Below are 19,051 nucleotides of genomic sequence, written 5' to 3' on the forward strand. Positions count from 1 at the left end.
AGAATCAGATAGTCATTTTAAGAATCTTACCACCCCATTCCGGTAAGTCAACAGCAACAGGCTTATCGCTCGCGAATGAGATAGTTTCGTCTTTTCCCGACAACAGATCCGTTGCCTGAACTGTTTTATATTCCGGTATCTGCAAATATTCGAAAGCATGATAAGGAATGTTCACAGACAGATGGACAGGCATATTGTCGAAATTCACCAAAACCAGCAATACTTCATTTTCATATTTACGGATAAATACATACTGACGGTGCTCATTCATCAGCCAGTTTCCTTTATTCGCATACATCAGATCGAAAAATGCTCCATGTGATATAGCCTTTTCCTCACGGCATAAATTCAGGACATGCTGATAAAAACTGCGAAGCTCCTTTTCCTTATCATTCAGTAAATGCAAATTATAACGTCCGTGATTACTCCACCGGCGGATAGTATCCACACTCCAGTAATCAAAAATAGTAGTTCGTCCGTCACGGCCACTGAATCCTTCGCTATCCATTCCTCTTTCTCCCAGTTCCTGACCAAAATAAATCATCATAGGATTGGTGTTCATACAAGCCGAAACCAGCAAAGCAGGAAGAGCCTTACGTGCATCGCCTGCAAAGAAATCGGAAGCAATACGCTGTTCATCGTGATTTTCCAGGAAGTTCAGCATGTGCGGCTGTATATCGTCCACACTCTGCCAGCAATTTGTAATGGCAGTAGCCGATCCATATCCACAAGTTACGGCACGAAGGGTATCATACAGTCCCACCTTATCGTAAAGATAATCAAAATGCCCGTTGAATATATAATTACGGTATTCGTTCGGATTATAAACCTCAGCGATAAATATAAGTTCCGGATGCTGTTCTTTCACCTGAGGAATAGCCCATCCCCAAAATTCACAGGGAACCATCTCTGCCATATCGCAACGGAAACCGTCTATACCCTTTGCTGCCCAGAACAGCAGGATATCTCTCATCTTATACCAGGTATCGGGAACAGGAGAAAAATGGTTGCCGGTGTTTCCCATGTAATCGACTCCATAATTCAGTTTTACTGTTTCATACCAGTCGTTTTTGTTCGGATAAGCGTCGAAGCGGTTGTTTCCCGTAGCTTTAGCCGGCTGTTCTTCGTACATACCAGCCTGTTCATCATAAAAATCAATTTCTCCGCCTAAACTAGTTCCGGGGATATAATAAAAATTATTGTTTACATCGAAAGCTTTCGAGCTATCATCATCTTCTCCCAAATCCTTCACTCCGTCCGGCTTGGCATACGAATGATACTGACGTGCCACATGGTTTGGCACAAAATCAATTATCACTTTCAATCCATTGTCGTGCGAACGTTTTACCAGCAGTTCAAACTCTTCCATACGGCGGTTTACATCAACAGCCAAATCAGGGTCTATATCATAATAATCGCGGATAGCGTATGGAGAACCTGCCTTACCCTTTATAACAGCAGGATGGTTGCGAGGTATATTGTAAGCTGAATAGTCTGTCTGAGAGGCATGGGCAATAACCCCTGTATACCAAATATGTGTTGCCCCAAGCTTTTTTATCTCATTCAAAGCCTGGTTTGTAAATCCGGCCATCTTACCACATCCGTTTTCCTGCAGGCTGCCATTGTAGGCATTGCGTACCTCTTCATTACCAAACAGGCGGGTAAATACCTGATAAATAATTATTTTCTCACTTTGCTCCATATCATTATTGTATTTTGTCTTCATTTCATATCACCTGAATGAAAAATATCTTTCCTTTTCGTCTTCTTCCAGTCCTTCCAACACTTTTGAAGCTGCAAAATATCCGGCACTGAAAATCTCCTCTGCTTTTTCCAGCTCATAGTTCGAATATGATCCCAAGCCATCGGGAGCTATAACCAGATCAGCCTTTTCCAGTTCGGTAAACGTATTCGCCTGAAACATGAAATGATAAGCCCGAAGAGCAATAGCTGCCAAGTTCTTACTATATTCATCGGCTACCAGCTTGTAGACATTCAGGGCCAAAACCTTATCGCACATATCACGTATCGGTGTCACTGGTACATTCATGAATACTCCCCCGTCGACATAATATGTTCCCCCGATCTTGACCGGAGCAAAAAGTACGGGAATACAACACGAAGCAGCTACCCGACGCGCTATTTCCCCACGTGTAAAATGTACACACTGTCCATGGTCGAAATCGGTAGCTGTCACTACTACTGGTATTTCCAGATCTTCCAGATTACGTGTCCGCAAATTGCTTCTCATAAAATCGATAAAGTAGTCCATCTGAAACAAACTGTCTTTACCGAAACGTATCTTGGCAAGCTCTGTAAACGAACGGTCGGAAAACATCTCCATTATTTCAAACGGCTGTTTGCCATCGGCTATGAATACGCTTACAATAGCTCCCGCACTGGTTCCCGAAAGAATATCAGGGCGAATGTTATGCTCGAACAATGCCTGCAACATTCCCAAATGGGCTATGCCTCTGATAAATCCTCCGCTCAAGGCGAATCCGATATGATATTTTCCGTCTGCCATATATTCAGGTGTAAATAAAATCTTTATTATTTAATGACACGATAATAATCCTGCTTGCGTGGCTTAGGCTGTGCCGGTTCTTCTGCCGGATATCCCAGTGCCAGAGCGCCTATACCTACCAGACCTTCGGGCAGTCCCCACGACTTCATCAGTTCTTTGCCTTCGGAAGTAGAAAACATTTCCCGTTCACGATGAATCCAGCAGCTTCCTAATCCGATAGCATGAGCAGCGAGCATCATGTTTTCCAATACACAACTTCCATCCTGGATAGGATTGTTTGCATCAGCAGGAACAAGTACCAACACATAAGTAGGTGCATCGTAATACGGATTCGAAGTTACTCCCATCACATGAGCGTTCATGCTTGCCAACTGTTTACGCAGCTCTTCGTTCTGTACTGCCACAATATAAGGCGACTGCATGCCTCGTGAAGTAGGAGCATATGTTCCGGCTTCGAGCACTGCCTTCAGTTCTTCATCGGTTATCTGTTCTTTTTTATATTTACGGCAGCTGCGCCGTGTTTTGATAATCTGTAAAAAATCTGTTTCCATAACTTGCTAATAATTGTATAGGTATTATTAAGTTGAAGTCAAAAATACGTATTTTATTCCGATTGACGGATAAATAAATATTTTTTTATTGCAACAGATACAAAAAGAACGTGATATAAATCAGAAAACATGCTGAAATCTTTCCTAAAAATTCAGCATGTTTTTGACAAAAATTGTACAATAAATTCTCATTTTCGTACAAAAAAACAGGTAAATATGCAGGCGTTTCACTAGAAACATGTACATCTTTCATTATCAATAAGTTATCACCAAATTAAAGTTCAGACGAATAGTACAGCATCCATACAATACAGCATAAAAAAACTCCTTTTCTGCAATATCCAGCAGAAAAGGAGTGTGATTCATCTAACAGAAATAACTTTTATCAATTATTTTCCGGACGCAACTTACGGACAGTTACAGCAGTCTGCCACATTTCGCTTTCGCGCAACTGACGAAGTTCTTCATTCAGTTTTTCACGATAATCCGGCTGAGAATTTGAATCGATAGAACGCTGTGCTTCGTGTCCTTCAGCAACCGATTTGTACAGTTTTTCGAATACCGGTTTAGTTGCATCGTGGAACGGAGTCATCCAGTCCAAAGCACCGCGCTGAGCAGTAGTAGAACAGTTGGCATACATCCAGTCCATACCTTTGGCAGCAAACAACGGCATCAATGACTGAGTAAGCTCCTCAACTGTTTCATTGAATGCTTCAGATGGGCTGTGTCCGTGTTCACGCAATGTTTCATACTGTGCCAGCAACAGACCTTGGATTGCACCCATCAATGTACCACGTTCACCGGTCAAGTCAGAAGTAGCTTCACGCTGGAAAGTTGTTTCGAACAAATAACCAGAGCCAATACCAATACCCAATGCAATAGTACGTTCGTAAGCCTTGCCTGTTGCATCCTGATAAATTGCATATGATGAGTTCAAACCACGACCTTCGAGGAACATAGTACGCAAAGATGTACCAGAACCTTTAGGAGCGACCATGATAACATCGATATCTTTTGGAGGAACTACACCGGTACGATCGTTCCAGGTAATAGCAAATCCGTGAGAGAAATACAATGCTTTTCCAGCAGTAAGATGCGGTTTGATAGTAGGCCATACAGAGATTACGGCTGCATCCGAAAGCAAGCACATGATAACAGTAGCTTTCTGGCATGCTTCTTCGATGCTGAACAGAGTTTCTCCCGGAACCCATCCGTCGGCAACAGCTTTATCGTATGTTTTTCCCTGACGCTGTCCTACGATGACATTGAAACCATTGTCACGCAAATTCAGTGACTGTCCAGGTCCCTGCACACCATAACCGATGACAGCTATCGTTTCATTTTTCATTACCTCACGTGCTTTTTCCAAAGGAAACTCATCGCGGATTACTACATTTTCTGTAACACCGCCAAAATTCATTTGTGCCATAATTACAATCTTTTTATTAAAAATCAATTAAATATCACTTTACTTCGAACAACAACTTCAGCGTCGTTCTTTTTTATTTCTATATCAAATTCGTTTTCGTTTATCTGCTCCCGATAGAAACTCAGCTTATCGCCATAATAACTTTCGGCTACATAAGCTACTTCGAAACGGCGAAGTGATTTTTCACGGAACATTTCGAGCGGGAACAAGTTGAGTGAATGCTCGATATATTTAATACTGTTTACATGCCCGTTGAGATCGATATCACCATATTTTACCTGATATTCAAAACAAGGAGTCTGTTCCGTAATCTTCACACGGCCGGCCTTGTCAATAGGACACTCTTTCTTGCAGATGTAATCTGTAATCTTGCCTCCATGCAGAGCAAGCAAGTCGGCAGGCTTACGGGTTTCCATGCTGATCATCGCCCAAATAGAACGTGCATATCCTATTGGTTTACCTTCCTGGTTCAGAATGGCAAAATTACGGTCGGTAAACAGACGGTATACATTTTCCACCCATGTCTGAATGCTGAACTTTTCGTAAGCACGGGGCATTTCCTCCATTTCTACCGCCAGACGAGAAAGCACCCATGTATAATGGTTTTCATTCAATGTAGCAATACCGAATCCGCGTTCTGCCGCATGAAATCCGGCACAGTTCAGCAAATGATTACCTAAAACACCCATTGTAAGCTTTTCGGTAAAATCTACATGAAAGGGTTCTGCAACGAACTGATAAGTACTAACTTTATTATCCTCACTCATCATAATAACTGACTTTACTGTTTTTCATTTCTATATCGTTCCTCACGATGTGCCAGATATTCATTGACACGCTCAAAGCAACTGGTGGAAACAGCAATTCTTCCAGAACGTACAAACTGAAGCACACAGTTCAGATTTCTCAACTCCTGATACAGGTTAGTAATATCATCGCTCATACCTGTCATTTCGACTATAGAATAAGTAGGATTTACTTCTACTATATGTGCTCCATAACGACGTACGACTTTTGATGCTTCTGCAGTTGACTGAAACTCTGGTGTAGAAACCTTATACATGGCAACTTCACGCTGGAAGATTTCCTTATCGGTAAAATAATGTGCTTGTATAACGTCCATCTTTTTTTCTATCTGACGCACCACCTTTTCTACGATATCGGGAGTGGTCCAGCAAGTAATAGTGTACTTATGTACTCCCTTAATGGAAGAGGCAGACACGTTCAAACTTTCAATATTAATCTGACGACGTGTAAATACAGCAGTTACCTGATTCAACAAACCGGCTATATTTTCCGAATGAACGATTATTGTATATAATGTCTTATTATTATCCATAGTTACTTTTATATTAACAGTCCAACAGCATATAGTTTACGGGACTTCCCGGAGGAGTCATAGGCAATACCTTTCCTTCTTCTACCACACAGGTTTCCAACAGGAACGGTCCGTCGGTTTTCAGCATCTCACGAATAGCATCGTTCAATTCTAAACGATCCATCACCCTGCGTGAAGGAATACCATATGCCGCTGCAATCTGCATGTAGTCGGGGTTCATCATCGGAGTAAACGAATAACGGCGATTGAAGAACATGGCTTGCCACTGACGTACATTTCCCAGATAATTATTATTCATAAGAATGATTTTTACCGGAGCTTTTTGTTCCATAACAGTTCCCAGCTCCTGCATAGTCATCTGCAAACCTCCATCACCCATAAATGCACAGACCGTACGTTCTGGAGCGCCGAAAGTAGCTCCAATGGCAGCCGGCAGACAGAATCCCATTGTACCCATACCACCGGAAGTTACAACACTGCGCTTCTTTGCAAACTTGAAATAACGGCAAGCCAGCATCTGATTCTGACCGACATCGGTTACGAGAATAGCTTCGTTATCCGTTGCTTCGCTTACGGCATTTACCACTTCACCCATATTCAGTGGTCCGTCTTCAGGAAATACTTCCGGTTTTATTACTTGAGTGTATTCTTTTTCTTCATACGGCTGGAAGCTTTCTATCCATTCTGTATGTTTTTGGGCAACAATCCGCTCGGTAAGTAACGACAGTGTACGCTTGCAATTTCCAAGTACAGGAACATCTACCGGTACATTTTTCCCAATTTCAGACGGATCAATATCCAGATGAATGACTTTTGCCTGACGGGCATATGTAGACAAATCACCTGTTACACGGTCGTCAAAACGCATACCTACAGCAATCAGGACATCACATTCATTGGTTTTTACATTAGGACCAAGATTACCATGCATGCCGAGCATTCCTTTATTCAACGGATGCTTGGACGGTAAAGCTGAAAGACCCAGCAGGGTACATCCACAAGGTAAATCTGCCTTTTCAACAAACTTACGAAGCTCTTCCTGAGCACCTCCAAGTTCTACTCCTTGTCCTACCAAGACTAATGGCCTCTGAGAGGCATTTATCAGTTCCACAGCCTTGTTTATTTCATCCATGTCAGTTTCCGGATCCGGATCGTAGCTACGGATAAAATCAACATCTACCGGTTCGTAATCAGTCATTTCTATCTGAGCATTCTTTGCAAAATCGAGGACAACCGGTCCGGGACGTCCGCTTCGTGCTATATAGAAAGCTCTCGAAACAGCCCAGGCTACATCTTCCGCACGGCGTATCTGATAACTCCATTTCGAAATTGGCTGAGTTATACCCACCAAGTCAACTTCCTGAAAGGCATCCGTACCCAATAATCTGACACCGACCTGTCCAGCTATCACAACAATCGGGGTGCTGTCTATCATTGCGTCAGCTATACCTGTAATGGTATTCGTAGCTCCCGGTCCACTGGTTACCAGACAGACACCTACTTCACCCGAAACGCGTGCAAATCCTTGTGCTGCATGAGCCGCACCTTGTTCATGACGAACCAATATATGGTTTAATTTATCTCTATGATCATATAAAGCATCAAATACAGGCATAATAGCTCCCCCCGGATATCCAAAGAGAGTCTTTACCCCCTGATGTTCCAACGAACGCATTAAAGCTTCCGATCCTGTAATTCTTTCTTTAGCCATAAGTCAAATGAAGAATAAAATAGTTCTTTATACAATTCTTACTCCACCCTTGTCGGCCGAGCTTACCATGCTGGCATAAGCTTTCAGAGCTTTCGACACTTGACGATTGCGAGTCACAGGCGCCATAGGACGTGCTGCCAGCTCTTCATCAGTGAGTTTTACATTAATAGTACGATTGGGGATATCTATCTCGATAATATCTCCATCAACAATCTTACCGATATTTCCACCAGCCGCAGCTTCAGGAGAAATGTGTCCGATACTTAATCCGGAAGTACCTCCACTAAAACGTCCGTCTGTAATCAAAGCACATTCTTTACCCAAATGTTTTGATTTGATATATGAGGTGGGATAAAGCATTTCCTGCATACCAGGACCTCCTTTCGGCCCTTCGTGAGTAATAACGACTACATCTCCGCTCACAACCTTACCACCAAGAATGCCTTCGCAAGCTGACTCCTGAGAATCAAAGACCTTAGCCGGTCCTGAGAATTTCCAGATGCTTTCATCCACTCCTGCTGTTTTTACTACACAACCGTCCTGAGCAATATTTCCTTTCAATACCGCCAGTCCTCCGTCTTTGCTGTATGCATGCTGTAAATCACGAATACAGCCAGCAGCACGGTCTGTATCAAGTTCTTTATAAACATTGTTCTGAGAACCTAACTCAATATTGAATTTTCCGCCCGGAGCACTTGTATATATACGCATGGCTTCTGCATCTACATCAGCCTTACAAATATTATACTTGGAAATAGCTTCCTCGAGTGTAGAACCGTCAACACGATGTACACTGGTATCAAGCAAACCTCCTTTTGCCAGCTCTCCTAAAATATTAAGAATACCACCGGCACGATTGACATCCTGAATATGATATTTTTGAGTATTTGGAGCAACTTTACACAGACAAGGTACACGGCGGGACAACATATCAATATCATCCATCTTGAAATCAACTTCAGCTTCATGAGCTACTGCAAGCAGATGAAGTACTGTATTGGTAGATCCTCCCATTGCAATATCCAGTGTCATGGCATTCAAGAAAGCCTGACGAGTAGCGATACTGCGAGGCAAAACGCTGTCATCACCTTCTTCATAATACTTATATGCATTTTTTACAATAAGTTCGGCAGCATCACGGAATAAGCGTTTACGATTTTCGTGTGTGGCTACGATTGTTCCATTTCCAGGCAGAGCCAATCCGATGGCTTCATTTAAGCAATTCATAGAATTAGCCGTGAACATTCCCGAGCAACTGCCGCATCCTGGGCAAGCATGACATTCAATTTCGGCTACATCCTCGTCACTTACAGTCGGGTCAGCCGATTTAATCATCGCATCTATCAAATCGAGATGCATGCCTCCCCACTCCCCGGCTTCCATAGGTCCACCAGAAACAAACACTGTAGGAATATTCAATCGCATGGCAGCCATAAGCATACCCGGAGTAATCTTGTCGCAATTCGAAATACATACCATAGCATCTGCCTTGTGAGCATTTACCATATACTCCACACTGTCGGCTATAATATCGCGGGAAGGCAATGAATATAACATTCCGTCGTGTCCCATAGCGATACCATCGTCAATAGCTATCGTATTAAATTCGGCAGCAAAGCATCCCAGCTTCTCAATTTCGGCTTTTACCTGCTGACCTATTTCATGCAAATGAGTATGTCCCGGAACAAATTGTGTAAACGAATTTACAATAGCAATAATGGGCTTCCCAAACATTTCTTTTTTCATACCGTTAGCAACCCATAAAGCTCTTGCTCCTGCCATACGGCGACCTTCGGTACTCATCGAACTGCGTAACTGATGTTTCATTACATTATCTCCTTTTCATTAAGTAAAAAGCCTTTCTCAACACTGGCGAGAAAGGCTTTCATACATATTTCTTATGTGAACTATATACACGAAAACTTTACTCACCTCTTGGTTCTTTCACCACGACGCGAATAATATGCAGGACTGCCAAGTTAATTCGTATATCAGTTATCATTTTCATATTATCTTGTTTTGTTTACGCTTGCAAAGGTAAAGGCTTTTTCGAAACAAACAAATAAAATGAAAGATTTTTTCGATAAAAAATAATCATTAGTAAGTTTCCCTAGGTTTTTTATATCCAATTTCTTTTTAAACAATACATATTACCACATTTATAACATATAGATATAAACAGAAAGAGAAGACAGACCGTATTTCTGAATATCATTTTTTATTCGTACCTTTGCGAAAATTCAATTATTCAAACAAATTATTAAGTATGGAAAATAAATACATCACCGTAGCATATCGTCTGTATGCTATTGCTGACGGTAAAAAAGAATTGCTGGAAGAAGCAACTGTAGAACATCCGTTCCAGTTTATTTCAGGTATCGGATATACACTCGATAAATTTGAAAAAGAAATTACAGCTTTAAGCAAAGGGGATAATTTTAATTTTACTATCCCATGTGCAGAAGCTTATGGCGAACGTAACGAAGACAATGTACGTCAGGTATCAAAGAAAATGTTCTGTGATCCGGACGGAAACTTCGACAGCGAAAACATTTTCCCAGGAAACATCATTATGCTGAACGATGCAGAAGGTCATCAGTTTTATGCAAATGTAGGTGAAATAACAGAAGACAAAGTTGTACTCGACCTCAATCATCCTCATGCTGGTAAAGACCTGATTTTCGAAGGAACTGTTACCGAAATGCGTCCTGCAACCAATAAGGAAATCGAAGGAATGGTAAACATGATGAGTGGAGAAGGATGTGGTTGTGGATGTGACAGCTGCGGAGGCGGATGCGGAGACCACGAACATCACCATCACGATGATGGATGCTGTGGAGGCGGATGCGGACACTGCCATTAAATCTATTAAATTTCATCTAAATAAAAAGCACAGTGTAACATGTTACATTGTGCTTTTCACCATAAAATACATTCCTTTATGATACTTATTGCCGACAGTGGATCCACAAAAACCGATTGGTGCTACGGCACAGAAATAAGCAACTGCAAAATTATCCAGACAGAAGGAATCAATCCATTTCATCAATCCGCAGAAAAGATAGAGTCTATAATCTGCCAAGGACTCATTCCTCAACTGGGTTTTCCTCTTGAGCGTTGTACTGCCATCTATTTCTATGGTGCAGGATGCCTGCCGCCTAAAACAGAAAGTATCATACATGTCTTACAAAACAACTTTCCTGAAGCCGACATCGCTGTAGATACAGATTTACTGGGAGCAGCACGTGCTTTGTGTAAAGACAATGCAGGAATCGCCTGTATATTAGGAACAGGATCAAATTCATGCTTATACGATGGCAAGCAAATAATACAGAATATATCTCCACTTGGATATATTTTGGGAGATGAAGGTAGCGGTGCATATTTAGGAAAACGCTTTATCAGTGACTGCCTAAAAGGACAGTTGCCGGAAATATTACGAAATGGATTATTGGAAAAACTCAATCTTACTGTCCCTGAAATATTAGATAAAGTTTATCGGCAACCAGAAGCCAATCGTTTCCTCGCCTCTTTAACAACCTACATTTATGAGCATAAAGATATGCCTCAAGTACATACATTCTTACTAGATTGTTTTGGGGAGTTCTTCCGGCGTAATGTTATGCCCTATCACCGGTCATTACCTGTATCATTTGTGGGATCCATAGCATGGTTCTTCCACGATGAGCTTACAGAAACTGCAAACTCTTATAATATTCCATTAGGAATTTTTATAAAGAATCCGATAAGCGAACTGATTCAATACCATTTTCGGATACCAAAATAAATAAAATAAAAAAGGGAATCTTCCCAGACTCCCAATCTTCATTAACCTTAAATCTAATACCATGAAAAACACGATGCAAAGATATAGGTTTTATGTTATACAACATAGAATTATCACAGAAATTCTTTGCTAATTATTCTTTTTTAACAAATAAAGTATTGCAGGAATAGAGAAAACATCCCTTTTATTTGTTTATTATGATAATAAGCTCTACCTTCGTTAAATATTTTCATCTTTCTTTTATATTCTGAAGAAAGAGGCAAGTTTTTCAGCATAAAAACTATAATAATATATATTAAAGTTATGAAGAATTATTCTACACGCTACAACAGCATAATAAAAGCATGCGTGCTTTTTGGGGAATTGTGCATTTGCAGCGGATTATTTTATGTGTTTTATTTATGGGCACAGTTTTTAGGGAAACACGATGAACTGGTTGCCAGTTTATCACAGGTGCTCATTATTATTACATTATGCTATCTGGTATGTGCCATACATGGAGGAGTAGTCCTTCATATGCGCAAAGTATATCCATACCAGATTGTTATGCGTGTGTTCCGTAATATTTTTTATTTTTCAATATTAACAGGAACATTGTTGAGCATTGGAAAGTTTATGAATATATACACATTATACTTTCCAGCTTATATATCAGCATTATTTCTTACACTAAGCATTTACCGGCTTGCCTTACGTGCAATCATCAAGCGGTTCCGTGCTTCTGGAAAAAATCTGCGCCACGTAGTATTAGTAGGAAGTACTTCTAATAATATCGAATTATACCACGAACTGACAGATGATCCGTCTACAGGAGCAAAAGTGGAAGGATATTTTGATGATGAGCCTAATTCACAAATGCCTTCTCAATGCCAATATCTTGGTCGCCCGGAAGATGTGCAAAGCTATCTAAAGGCTCATCCGTATATTCACTACCTGTTCTGTTGCTTACCTTCACGCCGCAGTAACATTATTGTACCTATAATTAATTATTGTGAGAACAACCTGGTACACTTTTTTAGTGTACCTAACCGACACAATTACCTACATAACCGAGTATACTTTAACATGATAGGTAACGTACCTTACCTTAGCTTACGTACCGACCCATTAAGCTATCCGGAAAATAAATTCCTGAAACGTGCATTTGATATAGTTTTCTCACTGTTATTCTTATGCACTTTATTCCCGATCATATTAATTATTGTAACAATCATTACAAAATTAACCATGCCGGGACCAATCTTCTTCCGTCAAAAGCGTAACGGATTAAATGATAAAGAGTTTTATTGCTATAAATTCCGTTCGATGAAAGTCAATGCCGAAGCAGATACGCTACAAGCTACAAAAGATGACCCCCGAAAAACACGCTGGGGAAATATTATGCGTAAGACAAACATCGATGAACTTCCTCAGTTTATTAATGTACTGCTTGGAGACATGAGTGTAGTAGGACCACGCCCTCATATGCTAAAACATACCGAAGAGTACTCTAAACTGATAAACAAATACATGGTACGCCACTTCGTAAAACCAGGAATTACCGGTTGGAGTCAGGTTACAGGATATCGCGGAGAAACAAAAGAGCTGAAAGATATGGAAGGCCGTGTAATAGGAGATATCTGGTATATTGAGCACTGGAGTTTCTGGCTTGATATCTATATCATATATAAAACTGTCAGAAATGCTATTCATGGCGAAAAGAATGCATATTAACAATAATACCTTATAACATTAAAGCCGTATCAAAGTGAAACAGAAGTGCCCTCAAAAGTTAAACACAAAACTTTTGGGGGCACTTCACTTCAAACAAAATTTGATTCGGCTTTTTTTATTTCTGTAAATTATAATCAAAGCATGATATACGCAAACAGTTCCAACTTCACCACATCCCTTTTTTATTTATTAACGCCTAACAGATATACCTAATCACTTGATTATAAAAATCATCACGCAAAAAACAAGTTGGTAAGACAATACCAAACACGCTCCTTCAGACATATATAAACAAATGAAAAATTCTACTAAACAATAATAACTTCTACTCTAACTAAAAATAACCATACTCAGCATGAAAAATCGAAGCACTCCCTTTCTTCTGACTATCCGGTTATAACCATTTTGCAACAATCTCCTCCGTCCGCTCCCAAAGTTCCTGTGACTGGCGATGATGAGTGTACTTTTCCGATAAAACCTTAGGTCGACAGCTGACATTCAACGTGCCAGTACGTTTACCGGCCTCTTCATCGAGTAAAAGGCAGATTGCTGTAGCAGCTCCTTGCCGAGGTGTACGGATAAAAGGGCGGAAGAAAATATCAGTCAACGGATCGAACCACATATGCATGGTGATAATGTCTGTCGAAACGATACCCGGATCAGCAGCATTGACTACAACTCCCCGCTCTTTCAGACGTTCCGACAATTCGAAGGTAAAGAGTGTAAGCGCCAGTTTCGTATTGCTATATACAGGAATCCGCCAAAAGCAGCCCTTCTTCCCCTTTATGAAAAAATCAGGAAAATCCAGTTTCCCTATCGCATACGTACAAGATACCATATTGACGATACGGCTCCCCTTACCCATCAGCGGTAATAATTTGCGAGTCAGTAAATAATGTCCCACATAATTAACACTTACCGTACGCTCCAGCCCATCTTCCGTTATATGGAGGCCGGTTTCCATCGTCCCGGCATTATTCATCAGCAAATCCAGCCTGTCTCCACGCTCCAGCATCCGGCAGGCAAAAGCGTTTACAGAAGCCAGCGAGGACAAATCTATCGACATCACCATAATATCAGCATTACCTGTTTCCTCTATCAAAAGCCTCCGCTTAACCTCAGCTTTTTCAGCATTATAACATGCCATTACCACACAATATCCAGCCAAAGCTACCGCACGGGTTATTTCCGTTCCCATACCACCGTCTGCTCCTGTTATTATCGCTAGTCCTTTTCTCATATCAACCTCTACTCTCTATACGTTCAATTTCTTTTTTCAGGCAATCCGGCAATTCTTCCTGCAGGTGTTGGTGACATGCCATATCAAGTGTATACATACGGGCTATGCAATAATTACTATGCTTACAACTGCAACGGGCATTTTCTTCCATGAGCATACGGTTTACAAATCCCGGTTCATTAAGCAATGCACGACCCATTTGTACGGCTTCGAAACCATCGTTAAGTACCTCATCAATCTTCTGACGGGTAACCAGACCACCTACATATACCAACGGCATATCCAGTACTTTTCTGAATTTCAACGCATCATCCAGAAAATAAGCTTCGCGGAAAGGCACTGAAGGAATCATCCATTTCCCCACCAGACGAACACCATATTTCAGCCACCAGCAAGTCATATAATGTGTCATGCTACGGATAGGCATTTCTCCCCTCATCACATACATCGGTGCTTTACTTACAAAACCGCCACTCAAGACTAGAGCATGAGCTCCCGACTGCTGTAACCTGCGTGCCACCTGTAGTGATTCCTCTAACTCCATTCCGCCACGGAAACCGTCGCGCATGTTCATCTTCACCAGTACAGCCATGTCATTACCAGCCGCTGTCATCACTTCATCTATTACCATATCCATAAAGCGCATCCGATTTTCCAGTGAACCTCCGAAGATATCTTTACGATGATTGGTGGCAGGAGAAAGAAACTGACTGATCAGGTAGCCATGTCCGGCATGTATTTCCACAGCATCGAATCCGGACTCGCGTGCCAGACAAACAGCTCTGCCATACGCACGAGCCATTTCCGGCAACTCATCGGCACGAAGCCCGCGCACAAACGTGGGCGAATAAAGATTGAACCCACTGCTGGCTCCTACGGGCAGACAACCACAAATGCTTTTATGCGACATATTTCCGCAATGCCCCAGCTGAATGCTGGCAGCTGCTCCTTCTGCATGAACCGCATCGGTGAGCCGACGGAGACCAGATACAATCTCCGGACGCATCCATAGCTGGCGGTCGAACGACAAGCCACTACGAGTAACAGCTGCATAGGCTACAGTCGTCATACCCACTCCTCCGGCAGCTACCGAACGATGATAATCGAGTAGCTGTTCCGACGGTTTATTTCCAGGGCACATGCTTTCGAAAGCTGCTGAACGGATGGTACGATTGCGCAACGTCAATGGTCCCAATTTCACCGGAGTAAATAGTTTTGAATTCATAACAATCTGATTAAAATAAACATCACAGATGAGAAAACCCTCATAAAATCTCAAGAGATCTGCTCATCTTTCAACGTATGAACAAGAATTCTAAGGCGAACTCTCAATATATATAAGGAATAATTCTCTTTTTGTCTTTAAGAGCTTCACATCCCAATTCTTCACGATAACGCCGATAGATGGCATCAGCACGAGGTACTAAATTGGCAGCTGTCCACCACACAAAAACCCATGCAGCAGGCGAAGCTGTCAACAAGGCAAAACCTGTCCACTCAATCAGTTCACCCAAATAATTGGCAGACGTGACATGACGGTAAAATCCTTTCTGCGGCAGATAATGTTTCGTATCGCCTGACTTCCGCAAATGACGGATTACATAATCCGAATGAAGATTGATACTCATTCCGGCGATAAACAGTGCCAGCCCTATCCAAGGGAAAGAGTGCATCCAATAGCCGCAGCCTTCAGCATACAAATCTTCAGCAGACGGATAAGAAAAGAAACTTGTTATGAGCAGCATACCGTTCAGTATATTAAAGACAATCCCCATAGCTACAATGGCAACCGGCATACGACTTTTGCCTCTCATCAGCAGCGGGAAAACAAACGAACGCTGAAAATAATGCAACAAAAACAGGCAGGCAAAGACAAACTGAGGAGCAAAAACGTCAATATCACTAGACAGCCATCCCCACAGCATAACAACAAAAGCCGGAGCCTCCATCAGCATCCAAGCTAACTTATTAGGCAAAGAGATTCCCCACGAGGATGTACGGAACATACCATATCCTGCCCTCACAAAATAAAGTGCCACAAATACTACTGCGCCTGCCACAGACATAGCATAAAGAAGGAATTGATAGGTGTCGTGACTCATAATCTTCGATTTAGAACAATAATCAAAGATACAGAAAAAGGAATCAGAATCAATGGTTTAAAAAATAGAAAAAATCCCCCTTTTCCTGCTTTAATTCTTTTCATATCATATATAAAAGACAAAAGCGGGAAAAGGAGGAAACGTCCTGTTCTTTCAGAATAATGTCAGCATATTTCTGAAAAAACATCAGCAGAAAAATTTTTCAGTACAAAACTTCAAAAAGACTTGGAAGGTATTTCTGAAACCTTGTACAAATTAATCACACTTTATCAGCATGCTTTAAAGCTCATATCAAGACCTTTTACAGAATGTGTCAAAGCACCTACGGAAATGAAATCAACACCACATTCTGCGTAATCGCGTAGTGTATCGAAAGTAATACCACCCGATGACTCAAGCTCTACACGTCCGTTTACCATTTCTACAGCCTTACGTGTATCTGCCGGAGTAAAGTTGTCAAGCATGATACGGTCTACTCCACCCAAATCGAGAACCTGCTGCAATTCGTCGAAGTTACGTACCTCGATTTCAATTTTCAGGTCCTTACCTTTAGCCTTGCAGTATTCACGGGCACGCGTGATAGCCTTATCAATACCACCAGCAAAATCCACATGATTGTCTTTCAACAGAATCATGTCAAACAGACCGATACGATGATTTACACCACCACCGATTTTAACAGCCATTTTTTCAAGAATACGCATACCCGGTGTTGTCTTTCTAGTGTCGAGCACACGAGTCTTGGTTCCTTGCAGACGTTCTACATAACGGTGTGTCATCGTAGCAATACCACTCATACGCTGCATAATGTTCAGCATCAGTCGTTCGGTCTGAAGCAATGACTGGATCTTTCCTTCTACCACCATAGCTACGTCACCCGGCTTTACATGTGTACCGTCTTCAATGAAAACTTCCACTTTCATTTCAGGATCAAAACGGTGGAATACTTCTTTTGCCACTTCAATACCGGCAAGAATACCTTCTTCCTTTATCAGAAGTTTTGATTTTCCCATAGCATCGGCAGGAATACACGATAATGTGGTATGGTCGCCATCGCCGATATCTTCTGCAAACGATAAATCAATCAAGCGGTCGATTAAATCCTTAACAACTTTTTCGTCCATTTTATTTCTTGTTTTAAATACGTTTTCTTACTGGCAAAGGTAAGGATAATCCTTATCTTTGCAAAAAGAATAAATTAAAACAAGACAGAAAATGAAATTTACGTTACTAGTTGTCGGACGGACAGTCGAGAAACATTACATCACCGCCATTAACGATTATGCAGAGCGTACGAAACATTATATCTCTTTCGACATAGAAGTCATCCCGGAGCTTAAGAACACCAAAAGTCTGAGCATGGAGCAACAGAAGGAAAAAGAAGGAGAACTGATTCTGAAAGCCCTGCAACCGGGCGATGTACCTGTGTTGCTCGATGAACATGGCAAAGAGTTCCGCTCAGTAGAGTTCGCTTCTTGGGTAGAACGAAAAATGCATACAGTCAGCAAACGGCTGGTATTCATTATCGGCGGACCTTATGGATTTTCTCCTGCCGTATATGCAGTCGCCCAAGAAAAAATTTCCCTTTCGAAAATGACATTCTCACACCAGATGATTCGGTTGATATTTGTGGAACAGCTCTATCGTTCCATGACTATCCTGAACAACGGTCCGTATCACCACGAATGAAAACATCATATCACACATCGTATAAGGCTGGACTAAAATAGAATTACTTAAGTAAAATAACCGACACTTTCAGACAAAAATCCCCTGCTTTACCGATTAAGTGCTTAAAAGCAGGGGATTGTGTACTTTAACCTATAAAATTATAAGTAAATCGATTCGTTTTTTGTACTGTAAGACACACTCGTGCGACTATTATCTGCTCCCGTCTATCGGGTAGCAGGTCTTTTCATCTGCTTGATCAGCTTCTTGGTTTCGGCATCCACCCGATATGATTCGATTATTTTCTGCAACGTTTTGTTGTATGTAAAATCATCTAATGTATTCTGCTTCAGGTATTGCATGGTAATTTCAGGGAACTTTACAAAGCAGACTGACAGCGCCCATGCCACTGCCATTTTCACGTAATACCCATCGTGACGGATAGCATCATATTCTTCCAGCAGTTGTTCAATATGTTCGTCATCAATAAAAAGTTGCATACTCATCACAACCCCAAATCGAATTTCATACTCTCCCTGTGCGTGCATCCAGCCAACTAAATAATGCCACAACCGCTCCTTGTTTTCGGCGATGAATCTTTTCCCTCCTCCGAATTTAAAAGTATCACAAACCGACCAGCTGTTTATTATCCATACAAAGCGAGTTACGCGCTGCAAGTAGTATTCAACATCCGCATCAGGTTTGATACAGCCTAATACCATCCCCTGCAACATACGTTCTTCCATATAGAAAGTATCGGCAGTAAGCAGATACTCCTCCCAGTCCGTATGCGAAATCCGTACTGCAAGTTTACGCAAATCAGGAATTCTTATTCCCAACACATGTTCCACACCCGGATTCAGACTCTCAGCAAAAGACCTATTTCCTCTTTCTGCCAACTCCAGTAAATGTTCCTTTATGGTCAGGTTATCCAATCGGTATTCTTTCATCTTTATACACTGTTAAAACTATCTTCCCGCAAAG

The 19,051-nt window shown here is 41.4% G+C and carries 17 protein-coding genes; 4 read left to right on the plus strand and 13 right to left on the minus strand.

Features of this window, described 5'->3' with window-relative positions; all coding sequences use genetic code 11:
• Positions 1 to 4 precede the first annotated feature (4 nt).
• From BACCOP_RS07130 to ilvD, 8 genes are all read right to left on the minus strand, one after another.
• On the minus strand, positions 5 to 1,702 hold the full coding sequence (locus tag BACCOP_RS07130) for an alpha-amylase family glycosyl hydrolase (protein ID WP_040311914.1): 1,698 nt from the start codon (positions 1,700 to 1,702) through the stop codon (positions 5 to 7).
• Between the two features lie 30 nt (positions 1,703 to 1,732).
• The gene (locus tag BACCOP_RS07135; RefSeq protein ID WP_007567720.1) at positions 1,733 to 2,527 is read right to left on the minus strand and encodes a patatin-like phospholipase family protein; all 795 of its coding nucleotides are present in this window, start codon (positions 2,525 to 2,527) and stop codon (positions 1,733 to 1,735) included.
• Positions 2,528 to 2,553: 26 nt separating this feature from the next.
• A complete protein-coding gene (locus tag BACCOP_RS07140) occupies positions 2,554 to 3,078 on the minus strand; it encodes a nitroreductase family protein (RefSeq protein ID WP_007567721.1) in 525 nt (174 codons plus the stop codon).
• A 385-nt stretch (positions 3,079 to 3,463) separates the two neighbouring features.
• Positions 3,464 to 4,507 (minus strand): ketol-acid reductoisomerase, encoded by a 1,044-nt coding sequence (ilvC, locus tag BACCOP_RS07145; RefSeq protein ID WP_040311906.1) that lies wholly within the window; start codon positions 4,505 to 4,507, stop codon positions 3,464 to 3,466.
• 23 nt (positions 4,508 to 4,530) lie between these two features.
• Positions 4,531 to 5,274: an acyl-[acyl-carrier-protein] thioesterase gene (locus BACCOP_RS07150; RefSeq protein ID WP_204482953.1), complete on the minus strand. Its 744-nt coding sequence runs from the start codon at positions 5,272 to 5,274 to the stop codon at positions 4,531 to 4,533.
• A gap of 14 nt (positions 5,275 to 5,288) precedes the next feature.
• Positions 5,289 to 5,846: an acetolactate synthase small subunit gene (ilvN, locus tag BACCOP_RS07155; RefSeq protein ID WP_007567725.1), complete on the minus strand. Its 558-nt coding sequence runs from the start codon at positions 5,844 to 5,846 to the stop codon at positions 5,289 to 5,291.
• Positions 5,847 to 5,859: 13 nt separating this feature from the next.
• Positions 5,860 to 7,557, minus strand: a complete 1,698-nt coding sequence (gene ilvB / locus BACCOP_RS07160) for a biosynthetic-type acetolactate synthase large subunit (RefSeq protein ID WP_007567726.1) — start codon at positions 7,555 to 7,557, stop codon at positions 5,860 to 5,862.
• Between the two features lie 27 nt (positions 7,558 to 7,584).
• Positions 7,585 to 9,384 (minus strand): dihydroxy-acid dehydratase, encoded by a 1,800-nt coding sequence (gene ilvD / locus BACCOP_RS07165; RefSeq protein ID WP_022126306.1) that lies wholly within the window; start codon positions 9,382 to 9,384, stop codon positions 7,585 to 7,587.
• 439 nt (positions 9,385 to 9,823) lie between these two features.
• Between ilvD and BACCOP_RS07170 the strand changes: the two genes are divergently transcribed.
• The 3 genes from BACCOP_RS07170 to BACCOP_RS07180 all read left to right on the plus strand — a co-directional run bounded on the left by BACCOP_RS07170 (position 9,824) and on the right by BACCOP_RS07180 (position 13,057).
• Positions 9,824 to 10,420: an FKBP-type peptidyl-prolyl cis-trans isomerase gene (locus BACCOP_RS07170; RefSeq protein WP_007567729.1), complete on the plus strand. Its 597-nt coding sequence runs from the start codon at positions 9,824 to 9,826 to the stop codon at positions 10,418 to 10,420.
• Positions 10,421 to 10,498: 78 nt separating this feature from the next.
• Positions 10,499 to 11,344, plus strand: a complete 846-nt coding sequence (locus BACCOP_RS07175) for a hypothetical protein (protein WP_007567730.1) — start codon at positions 10,499 to 10,501, stop codon at positions 11,342 to 11,344.
• A gap of 303 nt (positions 11,345 to 11,647) precedes the next feature.
• On the plus strand, positions 11,648 to 13,057 hold the full coding sequence (locus BACCOP_RS07180) for an undecaprenyl-phosphate glucose phosphotransferase (protein ID WP_040311907.1): 1,410 nt from the start codon (positions 11,648 to 11,650) through the stop codon (positions 13,055 to 13,057).
• Between the two features lie 394 nt (positions 13,058 to 13,451).
• Here the strand turns inward: BACCOP_RS07180 and BACCOP_RS07185 are convergent, their stop codons facing one another.
• The 4 genes from BACCOP_RS07185 to nadC all read right to left on the minus strand — a co-directional run bounded on the left by BACCOP_RS07185 (position 13,452) and on the right by nadC (position 17,523).
• Complete coding sequence (locus tag BACCOP_RS07185; RefSeq protein WP_007567733.1) at positions 13,452 to 14,297, minus strand: SDR family oxidoreductase; 846 nt, start codon at positions 14,295 to 14,297, stop codon at positions 13,452 to 13,454.
• A gap of 1 nt (position 14,298) precedes the next feature.
• Positions 14,299 to 15,522, minus strand: coding sequence for an NADH:flavin oxidoreductase (locus BACCOP_RS07190; RefSeq protein ID WP_007567735.1), 1,224 nt, complete (start codon positions 15,520 to 15,522; stop codon positions 14,299 to 14,301).
• Between the two features lie 103 nt (positions 15,523 to 15,625).
• Complete coding sequence (locus BACCOP_RS07195) at positions 15,626 to 16,399, minus strand: DUF1295 domain-containing protein (protein WP_007567740.1); 774 nt, start codon at positions 16,397 to 16,399, stop codon at positions 15,626 to 15,628.
• A 269-nt stretch (positions 16,400 to 16,668) separates the two neighbouring features.
• On the minus strand, positions 16,669 to 17,523 hold the full coding sequence (nadC, locus tag BACCOP_RS07200) for a carboxylating nicotinate-nucleotide diphosphorylase (RefSeq protein ID WP_007567742.1): 855 nt from the start codon (positions 17,521 to 17,523) through the stop codon (positions 16,669 to 16,671).
• A gap of 91 nt (positions 17,524 to 17,614) precedes the next feature.
• On the opposite strand from nadC, the gene rlmH reads away from it, so the two are divergent.
• Complete coding sequence (rlmH, locus tag BACCOP_RS07205; protein WP_007567744.1) at positions 17,615 to 18,088, plus strand: 23S rRNA (pseudouridine(1915)-N(3))-methyltransferase RlmH; 474 nt, start codon at positions 17,615 to 17,617, stop codon at positions 18,086 to 18,088.
• Positions 18,089 to 18,294: 206 nt separating this feature from the next.
• On the opposite strand, the gene BACCOP_RS07210 is transcribed toward rlmH, so the two are convergent.
• Positions 18,295 to 19,017: a DNA alkylation repair protein gene (locus tag BACCOP_RS07210; protein ID WP_007567746.1), complete on the minus strand. Its 723-nt coding sequence runs from the start codon at positions 19,015 to 19,017 to the stop codon at positions 18,295 to 18,297.
• Between the last annotated feature and the right edge of the window lie 34 nt (positions 19,018 to 19,051).

It is taken from the genome of Phocaeicola coprocola DSM 17136 (assembly GCF_000154845.1).
In the GTDB taxonomy this organism is placed as follows: Bacteria; Bacteroidota; Bacteroidia; order Bacteroidales; family Bacteroidaceae; genus Phocaeicola; species Phocaeicola coprocola.